Source organism: Streptomyces meridianus (genome assembly GCF_023703325.1).
Lineage (GTDB): Bacteria > Actinomycetota > Actinomycetes > Streptomycetales > Streptomycetaceae > Streptomyces > Streptomyces meridianus.
This window is the reverse complement of record NZ_JAMQGM010000001.1, coordinates 175,745-197,909: the sequence shown is the minus strand read 5'-3', so window position 1 is coordinate 197,909 and position 22,165 is coordinate 175,745. Positions and strand designations below refer to the sequence as shown.

Here is a 22,165-nt window from a genome sequence, read left to right as displayed (position 1 = left end):
CCAGCCCCGGGCGCCCATTGGGGTCAGTGGAACATCAACCGTTACGAAGCGGGGAGCGGCGGGCGGCGCGAGGCCCGAACGGGCGGGCCGGCCGCCGGGAGGACCCCGCGACCGGCCGTGGCCGTACCTGCCGTCAGACCGCGCCCGCCACCGTCTCCTCCTCCTGTTCGCCGGAGAACGTCCGCCACAGCTTCGCGTACGTACCGCCCGCCGCGAGGAGTTCGGCGTGGGTGCCGTCCTCCACCACCCGGCCGTGGTCCATGACCACCACCCGGTCGGCGCGGGCGGCGGTCGTCAACCGGTGGGCGACGACGAGCGTGGTGCGCCGGCCGGCCAGCCGGTCCGTGGCCCGGTTGACGAGGGACTCCGTCGCCAGGTCCAGCGCCGCCGTCGCCTCGTCGAGCAACAGGATGTCGGGGTCGACGAGTTCGGCCCGCGCCAGGGCGATGAGCTGACGCTGGCCCGCGGAGAGGTTGCGCCCGCGCTCGGCGACCTCGTGCAGGTAGCCGCCCTCCAGGGACGCCACCATGTCGTGGGCCCCCACGGCCCGTGCCGCGGCCTCGACCTCGGCGTCCGAGGCGTCCGGGCGGCCGTAGGCGATCGCGTCCCGGACCGTCCCCGGGAACAGGTACGACTCCTGCGGGACGACGCCCAGCCGGTGCCGGTAGCCGGCCAAGTCCAGGTCGCGCAGGTCCTCGCCGTCCACGCGGACGGCGCCCGACGTCGGGTCGTAGAACCGGGCGACCAGCTTGACCAGCGTGGACTTGCCCGCACCGGTCTCCCCCACGAACGCCACGGTCTGCCCGGCGGGGATGCTCAGGTCGACCCCGTTCAGCGCCGCCTCCCCTTCGCCGTTGTAGTGGAAGCGGACGTCGTCGAACGCGATGTGCCCCTTCAGGGACCCGACCTCACGCGGACGTTCGGCGACCTCAGTCGTCGTCGGCTCCCGCAGCAGCTCCTGGATACGGCCCAGCGACACCGTCGCCTGCTGGTAGCCGTCGAAGACCTGCGACAGCTGCTGCACCGGGGCGAAGAACAGGTCGATGTAGAGCAGGTATGCGACGAGGGCGCCCGCCGTCAGCGTGCCCTCGTTGACCCGGCCGGCCCCCACCACCAGCACCAGGGCCGCGGCGACGGACGAGAGCAGCTGCACGAACGGGAAGTAGACCGAGATCAGGAACTGGCCGCGCACCCGCGCCTGCCGGTAGCTGTCGCTCCGCTCGGTGAACCGGCTGGTCCCCATGCCCTCGCGGCGGAACGCCTGCACGATCCGCAGCCCGGCGACGTTCTCCTGCAGGTCGGCGTTGACCACGCTGATCCGCTCCCGGGCCAGCTCGTACACCTTGACGCTGCGGCGCCGGAAGAAGACCGTGCCGATCACCAGCACCGGCAGGGTGGCGAAGACCACCAGGGCCAGCTCCACGTCGAGGACCAGCAGCGCGACGAGGATGCCGAAGAACGTCAGGACCGAGACCACGGCGGTCACCAGTCCGGTCTGGAGGAACGTCGACAGCGCGTCCACGTCCGTCGTCATCCGGGTCATGATCCGCCCGGTCAGCTCCCGCTCGTAGTAGTCCAGACCGAGCCGCTGCAACTGGGCGAAGATCTTCAGGCGGAGGCTGTAGAGGATGCGCTCGCCGGTCCGGCCCGTCATCCGCGTCTCACCGATCTGCGCCGCCCACTGGGTGAGGACGACCAGCAGCGCGAACACCGAGGCCGTCCACACGCCGCTGAGCGCGACCCGCTGCACACCGTCGTCGATGCCGTTGCGGATCAGGATCGGCAGCAGCAGGCCGGCCACGGCGTCGGCGGCCACCAGCGACAGCGCGACCAGCAGCGGCCTGCCGAAGCCGTGCAGCAGCCGCTTCAGTCCGTACTCGCTCTCCGGCCGGGCCGCCTGCTGTTCGTCCACGTCCGGGGTGTCGGTGGCGGGTGGCAGCGCCGCAACCTTGGCGAGCAGTTCCGGCGTGGCGGGCATCCCGGCCAGCGCCCCGGCCATACCCGGACCGGGCGGCCCGGACGGCGGGCCGGCCAGGGCTCGGGGCCCGGTGACGGCCGCCTCCTCCTCGGCGTCCTCGGAGCGGCGCCGCCACAGCTCGGGCGTGATGCCGTCCACCACCCGGCGGCGGACGCTGACCGGCTCGGTCTCGATCTCCGCCTCGACCTCGAGGTCGGCGTCGAAGCACGCGTCGTCTGTACGTCCGTCCGCGGTGTGGGGCCCGGCCACCGCTCCGGCCGGGTCTCGGACCACTCCGCCGAGTTCGTCCGGGTCCGTCAGCAGCCGCCGGTACAGCGCGCAGCGCTCCTGGAGCTCCTCGTGCGTGCCGATGTCGGCCAGGCGCCCGGCGTCGAGGACGGCGATGCGGTCGGCCAGGGCGAGTGTGGAGCGCCGGTGCGCGATCAGCAGGGTGGTGCGTCCGGCCATCACACCGCGCAGCGCCTCGTGGATCTCGTGCTCGACCCGGGCGTCGACCGCGGAGGTGGCGTCGTCCAGCAGCAGCAGCCGGGGGTCGGTGAGGATCGCGCGGGCCAGCGCCACCCGCTGCCGCTGCCCGCCGGAGAGGGTCAGCCCGTGCTCGCCGACGGTGGTGTCGTAGCCGTCGGGCAGATCGCGGATGAAGCCGTCGGCCTGGGCGGCGCGGGCAGCGGCGAGCACCTGCTCGTCGGTGGCGTCCGGGGCGCCGTAGGCGATGTTGGCGCGCACGGTGTCGGAGAACAGGAAGCTGTCCTCGGGGACCAGTCCGATGGCGGCGCGCAAGGAGTCCAGCGTCAGGTCGCGGACGTCGTGCCCGCCGACCCGGACGGCCCCGGACGTCACGTCGTAGAACCGGGGCAGCAGCATCGAGACGGTGGACTTGCCGCTGCCGGACGCGCCGACCAGGGCGAGGGTCTCGCCGGGTTCGATGCGCAGCGAGAAGTCCGCGAGCACCGGGCGCGGCGGGCGGGTGTCGTGCCCCTCGTCGCCGTCGTCCCCGGCGCGGGAGTAGCCGAAGCCGACCCGGTCGAACTCGACGGTCGCCTCGGCGTCGGCGGGCAGTTCGTGCGCGTCGGGCCGCTCGGTGATGGACGGCTCGGTGTCGATGAGCTCCAGGACGCGCTCCACGCCGGCCCGCGCCTGCTGCCCGACGGTGAGCACCATGGTGAGCATCCGCACCGGGCCGACCAGCTGCGCCAGGTACGTGGAAAAGGCGACGAACGTGCCGAGGGTGATCTGCCCGCGGGTGGCGAGCCAGCCGCCGAGGGCCAGCATGGCGACCTGGCCGAGTGCGGGTACGGCCTGCAGGGCCGGGGTGTAGACCGAGTTCAGCCGTACGGTGCGCAGCCGGCCCGCGAACAGCCTGCGGCTGACCTCGCGCAGCTTGCCGGCCTCCTGCTCCTCCTGGCCGAAGCCCTTGACGACGCGCACCCCGGTGACCGAGCCGTCCACCACCCCGGCGACCGCGCCCGCCTGGCCCTGCGCCCACCAGGTGGCGGGGAAGAGCCGGGTCCGGCTGCGCTTGGCGATGATCCAGAGAGCAGGGGCGATGACCAGGGCGATGAGGGTGAGCACCGGCGACAGCCAGGCCATCACGACGAGCGAGATGACGAAGAGCAGCACGTTGCCGATCATCATGGGCAGCATGAACAGCAGGCCCTGGATGAGCTGGAGGTCGCTGGTGGCGCGGCCGATGACCTGACCGGTGCTGAGTTCGTCCTGTCGTTTGCCGTCCAGTCGGGCGAGCGAGCCGAACATCTCGGTGCGCAGGTCGTGCTGCACGTCGAGGGCGAGCCGGCCGCCGTAGAAGCGGCGCACGTAGGTGAGGGCGTAGACGCCGACTGCCGCGACGACGAGAAGCAGCGCCCAGGGGGCGACGGGGCGGCGGTGGCCGACCACGACGTCGTCGATGATCAGCTTGACGACGAGCGGGACGAGGGCCATGACGCCCATGCCGGCCAGCGAGGAGCCGAGCGCGAGCAGCACGTTGCGGCGGTAGCGCCAGGCGTATGCGGTCAGCCGCCGGGCCCAGCCGGGCTCGTGCGGACGGACGGTGCGTTCGCCGCCCGTCGGCGCCTTCGTCCCGTGGTCTGCGGCCCGCCCGTCCTCGGCTCGATCGTCGCGGATCGTCTCGCTCACCCGTCACCCCTCTGTCGGTACGCGCCTGCGGCCGCAGGCGCGTACGGCGGCGTGTGTCCACGGCGCCACGAGTCACAACATCCGAGGTTCCCTGTTTTGTTTCGCGGCCGCATACGCAGAAAGTCGCAAGTCCTCCTCGGCCTCGCGCCCCGGGTCGGACGTCCCGGAACGGCCGGGGCGGCGGGGTCCCGGCACCCGGGTGAGCGGCCGGCCCGCTGTGCGTGGAGCGGGCCGCGCCGCGGGCCCCGACGGACGGCTCCGGGCTCCGTTCGCAGGGGGCGGCCGGTGCGGCCCAACCGGGTGGTACGCGATCGTGATCGGCAGAGTGTGCTCTGCACGGGCCCGGCGGGCGCATACTGAGCACAATGACAAAGCCAACGATGGTCAGACGTCATCTGCCCACCAGCCCCTTCAAGGCACCCGCGGAACCGACGTCGAAGAGCTTCGCCCTCGGTGACCGGGTGACCCATGACGTGTACGGCCTCGGCCGCGTGACCGGCGTCGAGCAGGGGGTCGCGGTGCTCGTCGACTTCGGCTCGCAGCAGAAGCGCATCCTGAGCCCGTACCCGAAGATGACCGCCCTCTGAGGCGTCAGCAGTTGTCCGGTCTCCACCGGGCACCCCGGGCGGCACCTCTTGGTGCCCCCTCTCGTCAAACCCTTGCGCACCGAAAGGCAGACGCTCGTCGACACGACCGCGTTGTTCTCCGATCCCGAACCGGCCCCCTTCCGCCGCATCGTGAAGGGGTCCCCGCCTCCGACGGGCGGCCTGTTCCAGGCCCCGCCGGACTTCGAGGAGGCGGACCGGGACGACCCTTCCACCGCTGCTGATCTCGTCGCCCCGTGAGCGAGGCTGCCCGGCGGACGGCACGGGTCTCCTGAGCGTCTGACGCGCGAAGGACCTCCTCCCCGCCGGGAAGACCTCTTCAGGCTGTGTCCGAGTGCGGCGTGAATTCCACGCGCAGGTCGAGATCCAGCGCACGGGCCAGTCGGTCGAGGACCGGGATGGTCGGAATGGTTCCGCCGCCCTCGAACCGCGCCACCGCGGACTGGGTCATGGCACAGCGCCGCCCGAGTTCGGCCTGCGAAAGGCCGAGGTCCAGCCGACGCCGGCGTACCGCCTCTCCGAGTTCGAACCGCAGTCGTGCTGCGGCGTACTCCGCCTCGATCTCCGGCGTGACGGCGCGGGCCCCACGCGCCTGCTCAAGTCCGGTCCGGCCGGTCTCCGACGTCATGCGTCCTCCTCATCCACGGTGTGTTCCTCCGCCTGGCATTGCTTGAGCGCACGCCTGGCCCGATCCACCTCCGCGAACTCGCGCATCCGGGTCTTGGGGAAAACGGTCAGCGTGATGATGCGGCGACCTGGCGCGATCCAGTACGTGACACGAATGCGTTCCCCGCCGCAGTAGAAACGAAGTTCTCGCAACTTCCCGTCGAGCTGCCGCGTGTACGGCTCGCCGAGGTGGACACCCCGCTCTTCCAAGAGGTCCAGGTGCATGACTGCTTGCGCCCAACGCCTGTCGTCCAAGCCGGCCAGCCAGGCCTCGACTTCTGGTTCAAGTTCGACGGTACCCCAGCTCATAGCATCGACGCTATAAGCGTTCCGAGGCTTCGATCGCCGGGCCGGAACGAGTCCACTCGGACGGGTGAGTCTCATGCCGAGTCCTCGTAGGGGCAGGAATGACCGGTCCGCCTGCCCCGGCGCCCCCCAGGTGGAACTTCTCGGAGGCGAAGGACTGCTCCCCCCGGCGACTTGCCAGGGCGGCGAGGTGGACACCCTTGCGGATGATCTCAGCCTCCGGGACGCCGTCACGAGCGGCGGATTCCTTGATCAGAGCCGGATCGTCGGGGTCGACGTGCACCCTGATGCGTCGCAGGGCCATGAAGGGCATGCAGACGCCCACCCCTCATGGCCTCCACAAGCGTGTCACTCCCCGCCGCGGGCCTGCGCGATCTGCCGGGACATGAGCGTGGTCAGCTCGTACGCGGTGTGCGAGGCCGCCACCGAGGTTATCTCCGCGTGGTCGTAGGCCGGCGCGACCTCGACCAGGTCGGCCGAGACCAGGTGGCAGTCGGCCAGCCCGCGCAGGATCTCCAGCAGCTCGCGCGAGGTCAGGCCTCCGGCCTCGGGGGTGCCGGTACCGGGGGCGTGGGCCGGGTCGAGCACGTCGATGTCGATGGAGATGTACAGCGGCCGGTCGCCGATGCGCTCGCGCAGCTGCTGGGCCACCTCGTCCACCCCGCGGCGCATGACGTCGGCCGAGGTGACGATGCCGAAGCCCATCTTCTCGTCGTCGTCGAGGTCCTTCTTGCCGTACAGCGGACCGCGGATGCCGACGTGCGAGAGGGCGGAGGTGTCGAGGATCCCCTCCTCGACGGCCCGCCGGAACGGGGTGCCGTGGGTGTACTCGGCGCCGAAGTACGTGTCCCAGGTGTCCAGGTGCGCGTCGAAGTGCAGCAGCGCGACGGGCCCGTGCTTGCGCGCGACCGAGCGCAGCAGCGGCAGGGCGATCGTGTGGTCGCCGCCGAGTGTCATCAGCCGGGCGCCGGTGTCGAGGAGGTCGTCGGCGGCGGCCTGGACGGTCTCGACGGCCTCCTCGATGTTGAACGGGTTCGCGGCGATGTCACCCGCGTCGGCGACCTGGGCCAGCGCGAACGGGGACGCATCCTGCGCCGGGTTGTACGGGCGCAGCAGCCGCGAGGCCTCACGGATGGCGTTGCCGCCGAAGCGCGCGCCGGGCCGGTAGGACACGCCGCTGTCGAAGGGCACGCCCACCACGGCCACGTCGGCGGAGCCGACCTCGTCGATCCGGGGCAGCCGGGCGAACGTCGCCGGTCCGGCGTAGCGCGGGATCCGCGACGAGTCGACGGGGCCTTGCGGGCGGCTGTTGGCGGTGCTCATGGGACGGCCTTTCGGCGGGTGGCGGACGGGACGCGTCCGAGCGTAGGCAGGCCGGGGCGCTGCGCACATGTACGCGGTGCAGGAGCAGCGCGCACCATTTGGACACGGCGTCCACCGGTGCACCGCCGGGGTCCACAATGGCGGCATGCCGATATCGCGTCCGACCCCCAGCCGTGCCGAACTGATCGACCACCTCGTCCGTACGCGCATCGCGGGAGACGTTGCGACACCCCGGGAGAACAACCTCTCCCACTACCGCAAACTCTCCAACGGTGACCGCCACTTCTGGTTCGGCCTGGAGTTCGGTGACCGGTGGACCGACGAGCAGGACGTGCTCGCCGTGATGGCGGAGCGCTGCGGCGTGCTGGACGACCCGGACCACCGCTCGGGGCAGGACACGATCGACCCCGAGCTGACCGTCGCGGGCCTGGAACGGGCGGCGACCGTGCTGCGCAAGGCCGCTTCCCAGGAGCAGCGGGTGCTGTTCGCGACCGGCCACCCGGGCGGGCTGATCGACGTGCACCGGAGCATCGCGGCGGCGCTGCGCGAGGCGGGCTGCGAGATCATGGTGGTGCCCTCGGGGCTGCACGCCGACGGCGGCTACGTCTTCCAGTTCGCCGACGTGGCGATGCTCGAGCGCGGTGCGACCCTGTGGCACACGCACTCCCCCGAGCCGATGGCGGCGGTTCTCGACGGCCTCGCCCGCGAAGGCCGGCCGCTGCCGGACCTCGTCGTCGCCGACCACGGCTGGGCGGGGTGCGCCGCGCAGCGGGGGATCACGGCGGTCGGTTTCGCGGACTGCAACGACCCGGCGCTGTTCCTCGGCGAGGCGGAGGGCACGGTGGCGGTGACCGTGCCGCTGGACGACCACGTCAGGGATCCGCGGTTCTACGACCCGATGACGGCCTACCTGCTGGACGCGGTCGCGTCGCCGCCGGCGTGAGAAACGGCGTTCCCCGCGCGGGCCGGCCGGCGCGGGTGGTGCGGCGGGGCGCTCCCTGACGACGCCCCGCCGCAGCTCTCAGCCGCGCGGGACGCGGACCACGCCCTCCTGGATCACGGACACGGCCAGCTTCCCGTCGGCGGTCCAGATCCGCCCCTGGGCGAGTCCGCGCCCGTTGGTGGACGACGGGGACTCCTGGTCGTACAGCAGCCATTCGTCGGCCCGGAACGGGCGGTGGAACCACATGGCGTGGTCGAGGCTGGCCCCGACGACGTCGCCCACCGCCCAGCCGCCGCGCCCGTGCGCGAGGAGAACGGAGTCGAGCAGCGTCATGTCGGAGACGTAGGTGGCGAGGCAGACGTGCAGCAGCGGTTCGTCGATCGGGCCGTCGAGCTTGCCGTTGGCCCGGAACCACACCTGGGACCGGGGCTCGCGCGGTCCCTGCGCGGCGGTGGCGTAGGGCGGCTCCTCCACGTAGCGCAGGTCGACCGCCGCGCGGGCCTCCAGCAGTCGCTCGGCGACACCCGGATGGCTGAAGAGGTGCGCGTGGCGCGGCAGGCACTCGGCCGCGGTCGGCAGGGTTTCGGGGTCCGGCGCGTCCGGCATCCCCTCCTGGTGCTCCAGGCCCTCCTCGAATGCCTGGAAGGACGCCGAGAGGTGGAAGATCGGCTGGCCGTGCTGGACGGCCACCACCCGGCGGGTGGTGAAGGAGCGGCCGTCGCGGATGCGGTCGACCGTGTAGACGATGGGCGCGCCGGGGTCGCCCGCCCGGAGGAAGTAGGCGTGCAGCGAGTGGGCGTCCCGGTCGTCGGGGACGGTGCGGCCCGCGGCGACCAGCGCCTGGGCCGCGACCTGGCCGCCGAAGACGCGCGGGACGACGGAGGCCTGGCTGTCGCCCCGGAAGATGTTCTCCTCGATCCGCTCCAGGTCGAGCAGGTCGATGAGGTGGTGCAAGGGGGTAGTCATGTCCTCGATGTTCTCGATGTTCTGCGTGCTGGGGATGTGCGCAGGGTTTCCGTCCGGTGTCGTCCCGGCCGCGTCACGGCACTGGCTCAGAGCCCCATCGATTTGGCGATGATGGAGCGCATGACCTCGCTGGTGCCGCCGTAGATCCGGTTGACGCGGTTGTCGGCGTACAGGCGGGCGATCGGGTACTCCATCATGTAGCCGTAACCGCCGTGCAGCTGGAGGCACTTGTCGATCACGCGGGATGCGGCGTCGGTGCAGAACAGCTTGGCGGACGCGGCGTCGGCGGCGGTGAGCTCGCCGGCGTCGTGGGCCTCGAGGGCGCGGTCGACGACTGCCTGGGCGGCGTCCACCTCGGCCTTGCAGTCGGCGAGGACGAACTTGGTGTTCTGGAACTCGGCGACGGTGCGTCCGAAGACCGTGCGCTCGCGGACGTACTCGGTGGCGAACCGCACGGCGGCGGCGGCCTGGGCGTAGGCGCCGACGGCGATGCCGAGGCGCTCCTGCGGCAGGTTGTGGGCGAGGTAGGAGAAGGCCTTGCCCTCCTCGCCGAGCAGGTCCTCGACGGGCACCTTGACGTCCGTGAAGGACAGTTCGGCGGTGTCGGAGGTCTTCAGGCCGAGCTTCTCGAGCTTGCGGCCGACCGCGTAGCCCTCGCTCTTCGTGTCCACGACCAGGATGGATATGCCGCCGCGGCGGTCCTCCGGGGTGGGGGCGGCGGTGCGGGCGCAGACCAGCACGCGGTCGGCGAGGACGCCGCCGGTGATGAAGGTCTTGGCGCCGTTGAGGACGTAGTGGGTGCCGTCCTCGGACAGCTTGGCGGTGGTCTTCATGCCGGCCAGGTCGGATCCGGTGCCCGGCTCGGTCATGGCGATGGCGGTCATCATGTCGCCGGAGACGAAGGACGGCAGCCAGCGCTTCTTCTGCTCCTCGTTCGCGTACGCGAGGAGGTAGGGCAGGCACAGCGCGGTGTGCACGCTGCTGCCGCCGAAGCTGACGCCGGCCCGGGCGCACTCCTCGGTGATGACGGCGTTGAACTTGAAGCTGGTCTCGCCGGCGCCGCCGTACTCCTCGGGCACCTCGATGCCGAAGACGCCCAGCTCGCCGAGCTTCTTGTAGAAGTCTCGGGGCGCCTGCCCGGCCTCGGCCCATTCGGGGTAGACGGGGACGACCTCGGTGGCGATGAAGTCGCGGATGGTCTCGCGGAACGCCTCGTGGTCCTCGTTGAACACCGTGCGACGCATCGTGTGTGCCTCCTGTCGTGATCGTCGTCCGAACTCTGCCCACTGCACTGTCTAAGCGCTTGCTCAGCGCAAGTTACCCGGCAGTCGGGGAAGGTGTCCAGACGAGGACCGGGACCGAGACGACCCTCACGTCCCGGCCGCCCGCGCACACGGCGGCACCGCCCGGGCGCCGGACGGCGGCCCGGGCCGGAGTGAGGAAGGGCCCCGGCCCCTCCGACCGCTAATCCGCCGCGGCCGCGAAGGCGCCGCGCGCCAGCCGGTGCAGCAGCGCCCCCGTGGCCTCCCGGCGCGGGAGCTGCCCCGGCCCGGACAGGTGCGGCGTGGAGTTGAGGAGGCCGAACACCGCATGCACACAGGCGCGGGCCTCTGCCTCCGGGAGCCCCTGGTAGACGTCGCGGACCACCTGCACCCACAGCTCGACGTACCGCCGCTGGAGCTGGCGGACGAGCTTGCGGTCACTGTCGCGCAGCCGGTCCAGTTCGCGGTCGTGCAGCGTGATCAGCGACCGGTCGTCGAGCGCGAAGTCGATGTGGCCGTCGATGAGCGAGTCCAGGACTGCGTCGGCGGATCCGTCGGCCGCGGCCACCCGGCGACGCCCGCCCTCCAGCAACCGCTCGCTGATGCCCACCAGCAGTTCGGCGAGCATCGCGTCCTTGCCGGGGAAGTGCCGGTAGAGGCCGGGGCCGCTGATGCCCACCGCGGCGCCTATCTCGTCCACGCCGACACCGTGGAAGCCGCGCTCGGCGAAGAGCCGGGCGGCCTCCCGGAGGATCTGTTCCCGGCGGGTCGGGGCCGCGGCACGCGCGGCGGCGTTGGCAGTCATGACCGTCCATTCTAGACAGAGTCGTTAGCGCTCGTTAACCTGAGGACAAAGCGTTAACGCTCATTAACCGAGCAAGGGGGCTCGAGGACCATGCAGCAGGCACCAGTGCTGGGGAGCGCCGCCGATCCGGCGTCCGACGCCTGGCGGGCCAACGAGGCAGGACACCGCGAGCTCGCGGCGGCCCTGCGGGAGAAGCTCGCGACCGCCCGGCTGGGCGGAGGCGAACGGGCCCGCGAACGTCACACCGCGCGCGGCAAGCTGCTGCCCCGGGACCGGGTGGACGCCCTGCTCGACCCGGGCTCGCCGTTCCTGGAGCTGGCCCCGCTGGCGGCCGACGGGATGTACGGCGGCCAGGCGCCCGCCGCGGGCGTCATCGCCGGCATCGGCCGCGTCTCCGGACGCGAGGTGGTGATCGTCGCCAACGACGCCACGGTCAAGGGCGGCACGTACTACCCGATGACCGTCAAGAAGCACCTGCGGGCGCAGGAGGTGGCGCTGGAGAACCGGCTGCCGTGCCTGTACCTGGTGGACTCCGGCGGCGCGTTCCTGCCCATGCAGGACGAGGTCTTCCCCGACCGCGAGCACTTCGGCCGCATCTTCTACAACCAGGCCCGGATGTCCGGCGCCGGCATCCCGCAGATCGCGGCCGTGCTCGGCTCGTGCACCGCAGGCGGCGCGTACGTCCCGGCGATGAGCGACGAGGCGGTCATCGTCCGCAACCAGGGCACCATCTTCCTGGGCGGCCCGCCGCTGGTGAAGGCCGCGACCGGCGAGGTCGTCACCGCCGAGGAACTGGGCGGCGGCGAGGTCCACTCGCGGGTCTCCGGCGTCACCGACCACCTGGCGGAGGACGACGCGCACGCGCTGCGCATAGTCCGCACCATCGTCTCGACGCTGCCCGGGCGCAGCGAGCTGCCGTGGGCCGTCGAACCCGTCGAGGAGCCCAAGGCCGACCCGGCCGGGCTGTACGGCGCGGTGCCGGTCGACTCCCGGACTCCCTACGACGTCCGCGAGGTCATCGCCCGTGTCGTCGACGGCTCCCGCTTCGCCGAGTTCAAGGCGGAGTACGGGCAGACCCTGGTCACCGGCTTCGCCCGGATCCACGGCCACCCGGTCGGAATCGTCGCCAACAACGGCATCCTCTTCGCCGAGTCCGCCCAGAAGGGCGCGCACTTCATCGAGCTGTGCGACCAGCGCGGCATCCCGCTGGTGTTCCTCCAGAACATCTCCGGCTTCATGGTCGGCCGCGACTACGAGGCCGGCGGCATCGCCAAGCACGGCGCGAAGATGGTGACGGCCGTCGCCTGCACCCGGGTACCGAAGCTGACGGTGGTCGTCGGCGGCAGCTACGGCGCGGGCAACTACTCGATGTGCGGCCGCGCGTACTCGCCCCGTTTCCTGTGGATGTGGCCCAACGCCAAGATCTCGGTGATGGGTGGTGAGCAGGCCGCCTCGGTGCTGGCGACCGTCAAACGCGACCAGATGGAGGCGCGCGGCGAGGAGTGGAGCGCCGAGGACGAGGAGGCGTTCCGGTCGCCGATCCGGGAGCAGTACGACACCCAGGGCAACGCCTACTACGCCACGGCCCGGCTGTGGGACGACGGCGTCATCGACCCGCTGGAGACCCGCCAGGTGCTGGGTCTCGCACTCACCGCGTGCGCCAACGCGCCGCTGCCGCACAAAGACCCGACCGCCCCCGGCTACGGCGTCTTCCGGATGTAAGGGGGGACCCTCTGATGACACACGTGGCAAAGATGTTCGACACCGTTCTGGTGGCCAACCGCGGCGAGATCGCGGTCCGGGTGATCCGCACCCTGCGCCGGATGGGCGTCCGCTCGGTCGCCGTCCACAGCGAGGCCGACGCCGGCGCGCTGCACGTCCGCGAGGCCGACACGGCCGTCTGCATCGGTCCGGCGGCCGCTGCCGAGAGCTATCTGTCGATCGGCAGCCTGATCGAGGCCGCCCGGCGGACCTCGGCCCAGGCCGTGCACCCCGGCTACGGCTTCCTCGCCGAGAACGCGGCGTTCGCCCGGGCCTGCAAGGACGCCGGACTGGTCTTCATCGGCCCGCCCGCGGACGCCATCGAGCTGATGGGCGACAAGATCCGCGCCAAGGAGACCGTGCAGTCGGCCGGCGTGCCGGTGGTGCCCGGTTCCTCGGGCAGTGGCCTGTCCGACACCCAACTGGCCGAAGCCGCACGGGAGATCGGCATGCCGGTGCTCCTCAAACCCTCGGCGGGCGGTGGCGGCAAGGGCATGCGCCTGGTGCGCGAGGAGTCGGCGCTGGCGGAGGAGATCGCCGCCGCCCGACGGGAGGCCCGGGGCTCGTTCGGCGACGACACCCTGCTGGTGGAACGCTGGATCGACCGGCCGCGCCACATCGAGATCCAGGTGATGGCCGACGCGCACGGCAACGTGGTGCACCTCGGCGAACGCGAGTGCTCGCTGCAGCGCCGCCACCAGAAGATCATCGAAGAGGCGCCGAGCCCGCTGCTCGACGCGGCCACCCGGGAGGCCATGGGCGAGGCCGCCGCGCAGGCCGCCCGCTCCTGCGGCTACACCGGCGCGGGAACCGTGGAGTTCATCGTCCCGGGCGGCGAGGACGTGCCCACCGGTGCGGACGGCGCCTCCCGGCCCTACTACTTCATGGAGATGAACACCCGGCTCCAGGTGGAGCACCCGGTCACCGAGCTGATCACCGGCCTCGACCTGGTCGAGTGGCAGCTGCGGGCGGCGGCCGGCGAGCGGCTGGGATTCGCTCAGGAGGACGTCGTCCTCGACGGCCACGCCGTGGAGGCCCGGATCTGCGCGGAGACCGCACGGGTGGGTACGGACGGCCGGGTGAACTTCCTGCCATCGGCCGGCACCGTCCTCGCCCTGAGCGAGCCGGGCGGCGAGGGCGTGCGGGTCGACTCCGGGCTCGCCGAGGGCACCGAGGTCGGCACCACCTACGATCCGATGCTCGCCAAGGTCATCGCCCACGGCCCGGACCGGCCGACGGCCCTGCGCCGGCTGCGCGCCGCTCTCGCGGACACCACCGTCCTCGGTCTGGACACCAACATCGGCTTCCTGCGCGAGCTGCTGAGCCACCCGGACGTCGAGGCCGGCCGGCTCGACACCGGACTGGTCGACCGGGATGCCGCCGGCCTCGTCACCACGCAGGTCCCGGACGAGGTGTACGCCGCGGCAGCCCTGTTCCGGCACGCGACTCTCGGCCCGGGAGACGCCGACGGCGGCGCACCGGCGTGGCAGGACCCGTTCGCCGTACCCACCGGCTGGCGTCTGGGCGGCAGTCCGGCCTGGACCGTCTATCAGCTGCGCGCCTCCGGTGGGGAGCCGGTGGAGGTGCGCGTCCGCGGCCTAGCCGACGCCGCCGAGGTGCGGGTCGGCGCCCTGGACGACCCGGACGCACGCGAGGTGTCCGCCGGTCTGCTGCTGCCCGCCGGCGGCGGGACCACCGGCACCGCCCAGCTGCGCTGGGGCGGGACCACCCGGGCTGTCCGGCACGCCGGCGACGCCACCGGGCACTGGCTGACCTGGGACGGCCACAGCAGGCACATCCGTGTCTTCGACCCGGTCGAGGCCGCCCTGCAGGGCGGCGCCGCCGGCGCCCACGCCGGCACCCTGACCGCACCGATGCCCGGCACGGTCACCGTCGTCAAGGCCGCCGTCGGCGACGAGGTGACCGCCGGGCAGAGCCTGCTGGTCGTCGAGGCGATGAAGATGGAGCACGTCATCGCCGCCCCGCACGACGGCGTCGTCGCCGAGCTGGACGTGACCCCTGGCAGCACGGTCGCCATGGACCAGGTGCTGGCCGTGGTCGCCCCGCGCGAGGAGGAGGCGTGATGGACGGCGCACTACCCATGACGGTCCCGATGGACGGCCTGCCCGCCCGCGTCCGCATCCACGAGGTGGGCGCCCGGGACGGCCTGCAGAACGAGCAGACCGTGGTGCCGGTCGAGGTGAAGGCGGAGTTCGTGCGCCGTCTCGCGGAGGCCGGACTGCGGACCATCGAGGCGACCAGCTTCGTGCACCCCAAGTGGGTGCCCCAACTGGCGGACGCAGAGCAGCTGTTCCCGCTCGTCAGCGACCTCGGCGGCGTACGTCTTCCGGTACTGGTGCCCAACGAGCGCGGCCTCGACCGCGCCCTGGCGCTCGGTGCCCGTGAGGTCGCCGTCTTCGCCAGCGCCACCGAGTCGTTCGCCAGGGCCAACCTCAACCGGACGGTCGACGAGGCGCTCGCCATGTTCGAGCCGGTCGTCGCCCGGGCCCGGGAGGAGGGCCTGCGGGTGCGCGGCTATCTGTCGATGTGCTTCGGTGACCCGTGGGAGGGCGCCGTCCCGGTCGGGCAGGTGGTGCGGGTGTGCCGCAGCCTGACCGACATGGGCTGCGACGAGCTCAGCCTCGGTGACACCATCGGCGTGGCCACCCCCGGCCACGTCCTCGCCCTGCTGACCCAGCTCAACCAGGCGGGTGTCACCACCGACCGGCTTGCCGTGCACTTCCACGACACCTACGGGCAGGCCCTGTCGAACACCCTGGCCGCGCTCCGGCACGGCGTCGGCGTCGTCGACGCCTCCGCGGGCGGCCTGGGCGGCTGTCCGTACGCGAAGAGCGCCACCGGGAACCTCGCCACCGAGGACCTCGTGTGGATGCTGCACGGCCTCGGCATCGAGACCGGGGTCGACCTCGGCCGTCTCGTCGCCACCAGCGCGTGGATGGCGGACCGCCTGGGCCGCCCCAGCCCGTCCCGAACCGTTCGTGCCCTCGCGGGCACCACTCCCCGTCAGGAGCAGTGACCACCATGTCGATCGATCATCGTCTGTCGTCCGAGCACGAGGAACTCCGCCGCACTGTCGAGGAGTTCGCGCACGACGTCGTCGCGCCCAAGATCGGGGAGTTCTACGAGAACCACGAGTTCCCGTACGAGATCGTCCGTGAGATGGGCCGCATGGGCCTGTTCGGGCTGCCCTTCCCCGAGGAGTACGGCGGGATGGGCGGCGACTACCTCGCGCTCGGCCTCGCCCTGGAGGAACTGGCCCGCGTCGACTCGTCGGTGGCCATCACCCTGGAGGCCGGCGTCTCGCTCGGCGCCATGCCGATCTTCCGCTTCGGCACCGAGGAGCAGAAGCGCGAGTGGCTGCCGCGCATGTGCTCCGGCGAGATCCTCGGCGCCTTCGGTCTGACCGAGCCCGACGGCGGCTCGGACGCGGGCGGCACCCGCACCACGGCCCGCCTCGACGAGGCCACGAACGAGTGGGTCATCAACGGCACCAAGTGCTTCATCACCAACTCGGGCACGGACATCACCGGGTTGGTGACCGTCACCGCGGTCACCGGCCGCAAGGAGGACGGGCGTCCGAAGATCTCGTCGATCCTGGTCCCGTCCGGAACACCCGGGTTCACGGTCGCCGCCCCCTACTCCAAGGTCGGCTGGAACGCCTCGGACACCCGGGAACTGTCGTTCAGCGACGTCCGGGTGCCGGCCGCCAACCTGGTCGGCGAGGAGGGCCGGGGCTACGCCCAGTTCCTGCGGATACTGGACGAGGGCCGGATCGCCATCGCCGCACTGGCCACCGGTCTCGCGCAGGGCTGTGTCGACGAGTCGGTGAAGTACGCCAGGGAGCGCCACGCGTTCGGCAAGCCGATCGGCAGCAACCAGGCCATCCAGTTCAAGATCGCGGACATGGAGATGCGGGCCCACACGTCCCGGATCGCCTGGCGTGACGCCGCGTCCCGGCTGGTGCAGGGCGAGCCGTTCAAGAAGGAGGCTGCCATGGCGAAGCTGTACTCCTCCGAGATCGCCGTCACCAACGCCCGCGAGGCCACGCAGATCCACGGCGGCTACGGGTTCATGAACGAGTACCCGGTGGCGCGGATGTGGCGCGACTCGAAGATCCTCGAGATCGGCGAGGGCACCAGCGAGGTGCAGCGGATGCTGATCGCCCGGGAGCTGGGCTTCACGGACTGACCTCGGCGCACCGGTCGTCCCCGCTGCGGCCCGGCTCCCCGGAGAGGGGGGAGCCGGGCCGCACGGCGTGCGGGGTCATCCGGCCGGCCAGGGCACCTGCGGCGAGCGGTAGTAGTCGATGCCGAGCGCCGACCAGCGCGGGCCCTGCGCCGCGAGGCGCAGCCGGTAGGCGTCCCAGTCCAGCGCGGACGCGGGCGACCAGCCGAGCTCCGCGATGCCCGCCACCCGCGGGAAGGCCAGGTACTCGATGTGGTCGCTGGTCGAGATGGTCTCCGACCAGAGCGGCGCCTCCACCCCGAGCACCGCGGAGGACGGGGCGCCCTGGACGAACGTCCCCGGGTCCCAGTCGTAGGACTTCTGCACCTCGACGTAGCCGGCCCAGCTCAGGCCCAGCGGCGTGTTCTTGTCGTACTTCATGTCGAGGTACGCGTGGTTCGCGGGCGAGAGGACCAGCCGGGTGCCGGCCTTCGCCGCGTCCACCACGGCCTGCTCGGTGCCGGACGTCCCCCAGTACTGGGCGACGGCGCCCTCGGCCGGCCGCGCACCGGTCAGCTGGTGCCAGCCGACGACCGTCTTGCCGTACTTCTGCACGACGGCCTGGGCACGGTCCATGAACGCGACGTAGTCCTCATGGCCGGTCGCATGGGCTTCGTCGCCGCCGATGTGGAGGTAGCGGCCGGGGGTGAGAGCGGCGAGTTCGCGGACCACGTCGTCCACGAACTCGTAGGTGATCTCCTTGGGCACGCACAGCGAACTGAAGCCGACGGCGGTACCGGTGTAGAGCGGCGGCGCGACCCCGTCGCAGTTCAGCTGCGCGTACGAGGCGAGCGCGGCGTTGGTGTGTCCCGGCATGTCGATCTCGGGGACCACCTCGAGGAAGCGGTCCGCGGCATAGCGGACGATCTCCCGGTAGTCCTGCTTGGTGTAGTGACCTCCGGGGCCGCCGCCGACCTGGGTGCTGCCGCCGTACGTGGCCAGCCGCGGCCAGGAGTCGATCGCGATCCGCCAGCCCTGGTCGTCGGAGAGGTGCAGATGCAGTTTGTTGATCTTGTAGAGGGCGAGTTGGTCGATGTAGCGCTTGACCTGCTCGACGGTGAAGAAGTGCCGTGAGACGTCCAGCATCGCGCCGCGGTAGGCGTAACGCGGGGAGTCGGTGACCGAGCCGCCCGCGACCGTCCATGGCCCGGGCTGCGGGGAGTTCCGCTCCACGGCGGCGGGCAGAAGCTGGCGCAGGGTCTGCACCCCGTGGAAGAGGCCGGCGGGCTTCGGGGCGCGGATGCTGACGCCGCCCGCCGTGACGTCGAGCCGGTAGCCCTCGCTGCCGAGCCGGTGCTCCCCCTCGGTGAGCCGGAGGACGATGCCGCGGCCGGGGCGGGCGGTCACCGGCAGTTCGTAGCCGGTGGAGGGACGCAGCACGCCGGCGAGGTACTCGCCGACCCTGCGGGCCTCGCCCGAACGGGCGGGGACGCGGATGGCCGTCGCTGCGTCGATCGTGTAGGGGCCGTCGTGGGTCTCGGTGGCCGCCGGGGCGGGGACGATCCGGTCGTAGGGGCCGGGCTCGCCGGCCGATGCGCGCGCCGGCCCCGGGGAGGCGGCGGTGGCGGTGCCGGCGGCAGCAGCAGCGGTTGCCACGAGCGCGAGCGAGCACAGGAGGGCGGGCAGGATTCGGCGACGTCTGCCGGGGCGGTCCGGGGCGCTGGGGCTGGTCACGAGCAATCCCTTCGACGGACTTCGTGCATGGGGGCCGAGCGACCGAGCGGTCACCATGCGTACTCCTCGGGTGCGGCCGGGTCAAGGTCCGGGACACCGGCCGGCCGCTTCGGGGCCGGTCTCACCGCCAGGATGCCGATCTCCTGCCCGATATCGGGCAGGAATTTGCGAAACTCGGGACCGCACCGCAATATCGTCAGGTGCTCGATCGCCCGACGTCCCCCGACGATCTCGTCGACCACCTGGTCCGCAGCACCTCGCTCCAGCATGGCGAGGCGGCCCGCGTGGTACTCGACGTCCTGGCGTATTTCGACGAGACGACCGAGGAGTTCGTCCGGCGCCGTCACCGCGAACTGCAGTCGCGGGGGCTGCACAACCCGGAGATCTTCGAGCGGATCGCGGGTGAGCTGCCGCACCGCGCGGTGGCACCGCCCGCGCTCTCGTTGCGGCAACTTCGCCGCATCGTCTACGGCTGAGCGGGCCGTCCACCGTCAACGACGCGAAGGAGACCACGTATGTGCGGGATCGTCGGCTACATCGGCAAGCGGGACGTGGCGCCTCTGCTGCTCGAGGGGCTGCAGCGGCTGGAGTACCGGGGTTACGACTCCGCCGGCGTCGCAGTCTGCGGCAAGAGCGGCCTGAAGACGGTCAAGGCCAAGGGCCGGGTCCGCGAGCTCGACGCCAAGCTGCCGAAGCGCTTCGCCGGCAGCGTCGGCATCGCCCACACCCGCTGGGCCACCCACGGCGCGCCGAACGACGTCAACGCCCACCCGCACCTGGACTCCGAGGGCAAGGTCGCCGTCGTCCACAACGGGATCATCGACAACGCCTCCGAGCTGCGCGCCAAGCTGACCGCCGACGGCGTCGAGTTCGCCTCCGAGACCGACTCCGAGGTCCTCGCCCACCTCGTCGGGCGCTCCGAGGCCGAGACGCTGGAGGAGAAGGTCCGGCACGCGCTGCGCAGCATCGAGGGCACCTACGGCATTGCCGTGCTGCACGCCGACTTCCCGGACCGGATCGTCGTCGCCCGCAACGGCTCCCCGGTGGTGCTGGGCATCGGCGAGAAGGAGATGTTCGTCTCCTCCGACGTCGCGGCGCTGGTCAGTCACACCCGCCAGGTCGTCACCCTCGACGACGGCGAGATGGCCACGATCAAGGCCGACGACTACCGCACGTACACCACCGAGGGCAGCCGCACCTCCGCCTCGCCGACCACCGTGGAGTGGGAGGCGGAGTCGTACGACATGGGCGGCCACGACACGTACATGCACAAGGAGATCAGCGAGCAGGCCGACGCCGTGGACCGCGTGCTGCGCGGCCGCATCGACGACCGTTTCTCCACCGTGCGCCTCGGCGGTCTCAACCTCGACGCGCGGGAGGCCCGCGCGGTGCGCCGGGTCAAGATCCTCGGCTGTGGCACGTCCTACCACGCCGGCCTGATCGGCGCCGGGCTCATCGAGTCCCTCGCCCGGGTCCCCGCGGACTCCGAGCCGGCCTCCGAGTTCCGCTACCGCAATCCGGTCGTGGACCCCGATACCCTCTACATCGCCGTCTCCCAGTCCGGTGAGACCTACGACGTGCTCGCCGCCGTCCAGGAGCTCAAGCGCAAGGGTGCGCGGGTCCTGGGCGTGGTGAACGTGGTCGGTTCGGCGATCGCCCGCGAGACGGACGGCGGCGTCTACGTGCACGCCGGCCCCGAGGTCTGCGTCGTCTCCACCAAGTGCTTCACGAACACGGTGGTCGCCTTCGCGCTGCTCGCGCTGCACCTGGGCCGCACCCGTGACCTGTCGGTCGCCGACGGAAAGCGGATCATCGAGGGCCTGCGCAGGCTGCCCGCCCAGATCTCCGAGATCCTCGAGCGTGAGGACGAGATCGAGAGGCTGGCGCACGAGTACGCGGACGCCAGGTCGATGATGTTCATCGGCCGGGTGCGCGGCTACCCGGTGGCGCTGGAGGCCTCCCTGAAGCTCAAGGAGATCTCGTACATCCACGCCGAGGCGTACCCGGCCTCCGAGCTGAAGCACGGCCCACTGGCGCTCATCGAACCGGCCATGCCGACGGTGGCCGTCGTGCCGGACGACGACCTGCTGGAGAAGAACCGTGCGGCCCTGGAGGAGATCAAGGCCCGCAGTGGCCGGATCCTTGCGGTGGCACACCGCGAGCAGGAGAAGGCCGACCACACGATCGTCGTGCCCCGCAACGAGGTCGAGCTGGACCCGATCCTGATGGGTATTCCGCTGCAACTCCTCGCCTACCACACGGCGTTGGCACTGGGCCGCGACATCGACAAGCCGCGAAACCTCGCCAAGTCCGTGACGGTGGAGTGACGTTCATCCGCTGACGCACGACGGCCCCGGCCCGGCGACGATCGCCGCGCCGGGGCCTTGCGCATCCGCCGGCGACCCAAGGGCCCCGCGTCGCCCGGGAGTTCAGGGAATGACGATGACCGGGCGCTGCGCCCGCTTCGCGAGCCGCCCGGCGACCGAGCCGAAAACCCGGCCGACCAGGCCGTGCGTGGAGCCCACCACGATGGCGTCCGCCGAGTACTCGCGGCCCACCTCCTCGAGTTCGTGGCAGATGTCGCCGCCCCGCTCGACCAGGATCCACGGGACCTCGCCGAGATGGTCCGCGCAGGCCAGCTCCAGGCCGAGCACCTCGGTGCGGTGGTCGGGAACGTCGACGAAGACCGGGGGTTCGCAGCCGGCCCACACGGTGGTCGGCAGCCGGTTCGCCACGTGCACGATGATCAGGCCCGAGGCGGCGCGCCGGGCGATGCCGATGGCGTAGGCGAGCGCACGCTCGCTGGAGGTGGAACCGTCGAAGCCGACGACGACGCCGTGCCGGAAGGCGGGGTCGCACGGAGGGCGCGCCTCGGCCGAGGCCGCCTCGAGGTCTGCCGTGGTGTCGGCTACCTGCTTGCGGTCCGCGGGTTCGGGAGTCTCATGACCTGCCATCGGCGTCTCGGGGAAAAGTGTCCTCTTGAGAGGGAACGGCGTTCTGGATTACGGCTGTCGGGCTCCGGATCGTCCGGGAATCGTCTTCCCGGACTCATACCCACAAGGGTACGGCGACACTCCGCCTCTGCCCAGAGCCCGCCTGTCCCGCCGGTCACCGCGCCGCGGCTCCCGCCGGTGGGGTTCCCGGGAGCATGCCGGAGCGGAGCCCGTCACGCAATGCCCCCGTCCGGCCGGAGCATCGTGCGGGCGGTGACCCGGAGGGCCCGGGAGCGTTGTACGAGTGCCCGTCCCACCTCGTCCTCCGGGGAGCAGACCGTGCCCGCACCGACCGCCGCCCGCGCCGCCGGCGCGGACTCCGCACGCGACGTCGTCCGCTGGGGGGCCTTCTGCTGCGTGCTCGTCCCCCTGGTGCTGCTGGCCTGCGGATCCTCGGCGGCGGCCGCTGCCGGAACCGGCGGCGCGCTCACCGCGCTGACGGCGCTGTGCTGGGCCCTTCTGACGGCGGCCCGGTCCGCGTCCGATGCCGGCCGGTGCCTGC

Annotated in this window: 19 protein-coding genes; 10 read left to right on the top strand and 9 right to left on the bottom strand. The window is 71.9% G+C overall.

Going from position 1 to position 22,165, the window contains the following annotated elements:
* Positions 1-133: 133 nt before the first annotated feature.
* The gene (locus M1E25_RS00875; protein ID WP_251408240.1) at positions 134-3,994 is read right to left on the bottom strand and encodes an ABC transporter ATP-binding protein; all 3,861 of its coding nucleotides are present in this window, start codon (positions 3,992-3,994) and stop codon (positions 134-136) included.
* A gap of 485 nt (positions 3,995-4,479) precedes the next feature.
* Here M1E25_RS00875 and M1E25_RS00870 point away from each other — a divergent pair, with 485 nt between their 5' ends.
* Both M1E25_RS00870 and M1E25_RS00865 read left to right on the top strand, forming a co-directional pair.
* Complete coding sequence (locus tag M1E25_RS00870; protein WP_251407793.1) at positions 4,480-4,701, top strand: hypothetical protein; 222 nt, start codon at positions 4,480-4,482, stop codon at positions 4,699-4,701.
* Between the two features lie 72 nt (positions 4,702-4,773).
* Positions 4,774-4,959, top strand: coding sequence for a hypothetical protein (locus tag M1E25_RS00865; protein WP_251407790.1), 186 nt, complete (start codon positions 4,774-4,776; stop codon positions 4,957-4,959).
* Between the two features lie 79 nt (positions 4,960-5,038).
* Here the strand turns inward: M1E25_RS00865 and M1E25_RS00860 are convergent, their stop codons facing one another.
* The 3 genes from M1E25_RS00860 to speB all read right to left on the bottom strand — a co-directional run bounded on the left by M1E25_RS00860 (position 5,039) and on the right by speB (position 7,014).
* The gene (locus M1E25_RS00860; protein WP_251407787.1) at positions 5,039-5,347 is read right to left on the bottom strand and encodes a helix-turn-helix domain-containing protein; all 309 of its coding nucleotides are present in this window, start codon (positions 5,345-5,347) and stop codon (positions 5,039-5,041) included.
* Positions 5,344-5,694, bottom strand: coding sequence for a type II toxin-antitoxin system RelE/ParE family toxin (locus M1E25_RS00855; RefSeq protein WP_251407784.1), 351 nt, complete (start codon positions 5,692-5,694; stop codon positions 5,344-5,346). Before M1E25_RS00855 ends, M1E25_RS00860 begins: the two co-directional genes overlap by 4 nt.
* A 345-nt stretch (positions 5,695-6,039) precedes the next feature.
* The gene (gene speB, locus M1E25_RS00850; protein WP_251407782.1) at positions 6,040-7,014 is read right to left on the bottom strand and encodes an agmatinase; all 975 of its coding nucleotides are present in this window, start codon (positions 7,012-7,014) and stop codon (positions 6,040-6,042) included.
* A gap of 145 nt (positions 7,015-7,159) precedes the next feature.
* Between speB and M1E25_RS00845 the strand changes: the two genes are divergently transcribed.
* Positions 7,160-7,957: a phosphatase gene (locus tag M1E25_RS00845; protein ID WP_251407779.1), complete on the top strand. Its 798-nt coding sequence runs from the start codon at positions 7,160-7,162 to the stop codon at positions 7,955-7,957.
* A gap of 78 nt (positions 7,958-8,035) precedes the next feature.
* On the opposite strand, the gene M1E25_RS00840 is transcribed toward M1E25_RS00845, so the two are convergent.
* The 3 genes from M1E25_RS00840 to M1E25_RS00830 form a co-directional block, all read right to left on the bottom strand.
* Positions 8,036-8,923 carry an acyl-CoA thioesterase gene (locus M1E25_RS00840; RefSeq protein WP_251407776.1) on the bottom strand — a complete coding sequence of 296 codons (888 nt, stop codon included), beginning with the start codon at positions 8,921-8,923 and terminating at the stop codon, positions 8,036-8,038.
* An 86-nt stretch (positions 8,924-9,009) separates the two neighbouring features.
* A complete protein-coding gene (locus M1E25_RS00835; protein ID WP_251407772.1) occupies positions 9,010-10,167 on the bottom strand; it encodes an acyl-CoA dehydrogenase family protein in 1,158 nt (385 codons plus the stop codon).
* Positions 10,168-10,387: 220 nt separating this feature from the next.
* Entirely contained in the window at positions 10,388-10,990 is a 603-nt protein-coding gene (locus M1E25_RS00830) for an SACE_7040 family transcriptional regulator (RefSeq protein ID WP_251407769.1), read from the bottom strand.
* Positions 10,991-11,080: 90 nt separating this feature from the next.
* On the opposite strand from M1E25_RS00830, the gene M1E25_RS00825 reads away from it, so the two are divergent.
* From M1E25_RS00825 to M1E25_RS00810, 4 genes are read left to right on the top strand one after another with little or no spacing between them, the layout of a single operon-like run.
* The gene (locus M1E25_RS00825; RefSeq protein ID WP_251407766.1) at positions 11,081-12,712 is read left to right on the top strand and encodes a carboxyl transferase domain-containing protein; all 1,632 of its coding nucleotides are present in this window, start codon (positions 11,081-11,083) and stop codon (positions 12,710-12,712) included.
* A gap of 32 nt (positions 12,713-12,744) precedes the next feature.
* Complete coding sequence (locus tag M1E25_RS00820; RefSeq protein ID WP_251408237.1) at positions 12,745-14,835, top strand: acetyl/propionyl/methylcrotonyl-CoA carboxylase subunit alpha; 2,091 nt, start codon at positions 12,745-12,747, stop codon at positions 14,833-14,835.
* The gene (locus tag M1E25_RS00815) at positions 14,835-15,788 is read left to right on the top strand and encodes a hydroxymethylglutaryl-CoA lyase (protein WP_251407763.1); all 954 of its coding nucleotides are present in this window, start codon (positions 14,835-14,837) and stop codon (positions 15,786-15,788) included. The genes M1E25_RS00820 and M1E25_RS00815 overlap by 1 nt, the downstream gene beginning before the upstream one ends.
* Before the next feature lie 5 nt (positions 15,789-15,793).
* Positions 15,794-16,960, top strand: a complete 1,167-nt coding sequence (locus M1E25_RS00810) for an acyl-CoA dehydrogenase family protein (RefSeq protein ID WP_285830179.1) — start codon at positions 15,794-15,796, stop codon at positions 16,958-16,960.
* A 75-nt stretch (positions 16,961-17,035) separates the two neighbouring features.
* Here the strand turns inward: M1E25_RS00810 and M1E25_RS00805 are convergent, their stop codons facing one another.
* Entirely contained in the window at positions 17,036-18,727 is a 1,692-nt protein-coding gene (locus tag M1E25_RS00805; protein WP_372500487.1) for a beta-N-acetylhexosaminidase, read from the bottom strand.
* 143 nt (positions 18,728-18,870) lie between these two features.
* On the opposite strand from M1E25_RS00805, the gene M1E25_RS00800 reads away from it, so the two are divergent.
* Positions 18,871-19,146, top strand: coding sequence for a hypothetical protein (locus tag M1E25_RS00800; protein WP_251407760.1), 276 nt, complete (start codon positions 18,871-18,873; stop codon positions 19,144-19,146).
* Between the two features lie 39 nt (positions 19,147-19,185).
* On the top strand, positions 19,186-20,997 hold the full coding sequence (glmS, locus tag M1E25_RS00795; protein WP_251407757.1) for a glutamine--fructose-6-phosphate transaminase (isomerizing): 1,812 nt from the start codon (positions 19,186-19,188) through the stop codon (positions 20,995-20,997).
* A 102-nt stretch (positions 20,998-21,099) separates the two neighbouring features.
* Here glmS and M1E25_RS00790 read toward each other — a convergent pair whose 3' ends face one another.
* Positions 21,100-21,624 carry a universal stress protein gene (locus M1E25_RS00790; protein ID WP_251407754.1) on the bottom strand — a complete coding sequence of 175 codons (525 nt, stop codon included), beginning with the start codon at positions 21,622-21,624 and terminating at the stop codon, positions 21,100-21,102.
* A 318-nt stretch (positions 21,625-21,942) separates the two neighbouring features.
* Between M1E25_RS00790 and M1E25_RS00785 the strand changes: the two genes are divergently transcribed.
* Positions 21,943-22,165 (top strand): hypothetical protein (locus tag M1E25_RS00785; protein ID WP_251407751.1); only part of this gene is annotated, 223 nt, incomplete at its 3' end.

Coding starts and splice junctions, on each gene's coding strand:
- M1E25_RS00790 (WP_251407754.1), bottom strand. CDS start 21,624: ATGGCAGGTCATGAGACTCCCGAACCCGCGGACCGCAAGCAGGTAGCC.
- speB (WP_251407782.1), bottom strand. CDS start 7,014: ATGAGCACCGCCAACAGCCGCCCGCAAGGCCCCGTCGACTCGTCGCGG.
- M1E25_RS00860 (WP_251407787.1), bottom strand. CDS start 5,347: ATGACGTCGGAGACCGGCCGGACCGGACTTGAGCAGGCGCGTGGGGCC.
- M1E25_RS00825 (WP_251407766.1), top strand. CDS start 11,081: ATGCAGCAGGCACCAGTGCTGGGGAGCGCCGCCGATCCGGCGTCCGAC.
- M1E25_RS00820 (WP_251408237.1), top strand. CDS start 12,745: ATGTTCGACACCGTTCTGGTGGCCAACCGCGGCGAGATCGCGGTCCGG.
- M1E25_RS00855 (WP_251407784.1), bottom strand. CDS start 5,694: ATGAGCTGGGGTACCGTCGAACTTGAACCAGAAGTCGAGGCCTGGCTG.
- M1E25_RS00810 (WP_285830179.1), top strand. CDS start 15,794: ATGTCGATCGATCATCGTCTGTCGTCCGAGCACGAGGAACTCCGCCGC.
- M1E25_RS00835 (WP_251407772.1), bottom strand. CDS start 10,167: ATGCGTCGCACGGTGTTCAACGAGGACCACGAGGCGTTCCGCGAGACC.
- M1E25_RS00805 (WP_372500487.1), bottom strand. CDS start 18,727: ATGGTGACCGCTCGGTCGCTCGGCCCCCATGCACGAAGTCCGTCGAAG.
- M1E25_RS00815 (WP_251407763.1), top strand. CDS start 14,835: ATGGACGGCGCACTACCCATGACGGTCCCGATGGACGGCCTGCCCGCC.
- M1E25_RS00870 (WP_251407793.1), top strand. CDS start 4,480: ATGACAAAGCCAACGATGGTCAGACGTCATCTGCCCACCAGCCCCTTC.
- M1E25_RS00845 (WP_251407779.1), top strand. CDS start 7,160: ATGCCGATATCGCGTCCGACCCCCAGCCGTGCCGAACTGATCGACCAC.
- glmS (WP_251407757.1), top strand. CDS start 19,186: ATGTGCGGGATCGTCGGCTACATCGGCAAGCGGGACGTGGCGCCTCTG.
- M1E25_RS00840 (WP_251407776.1), bottom strand. CDS start 8,923: ATGACTACCCCCTTGCACCACCTCATCGACCTGCTCGACCTGGAGCGG.
- M1E25_RS00830 (WP_251407769.1), bottom strand. CDS start 10,990: ATGACTGCCAACGCCGCCGCGCGTGCCGCGGCCCCGACCCGCCGGGAA.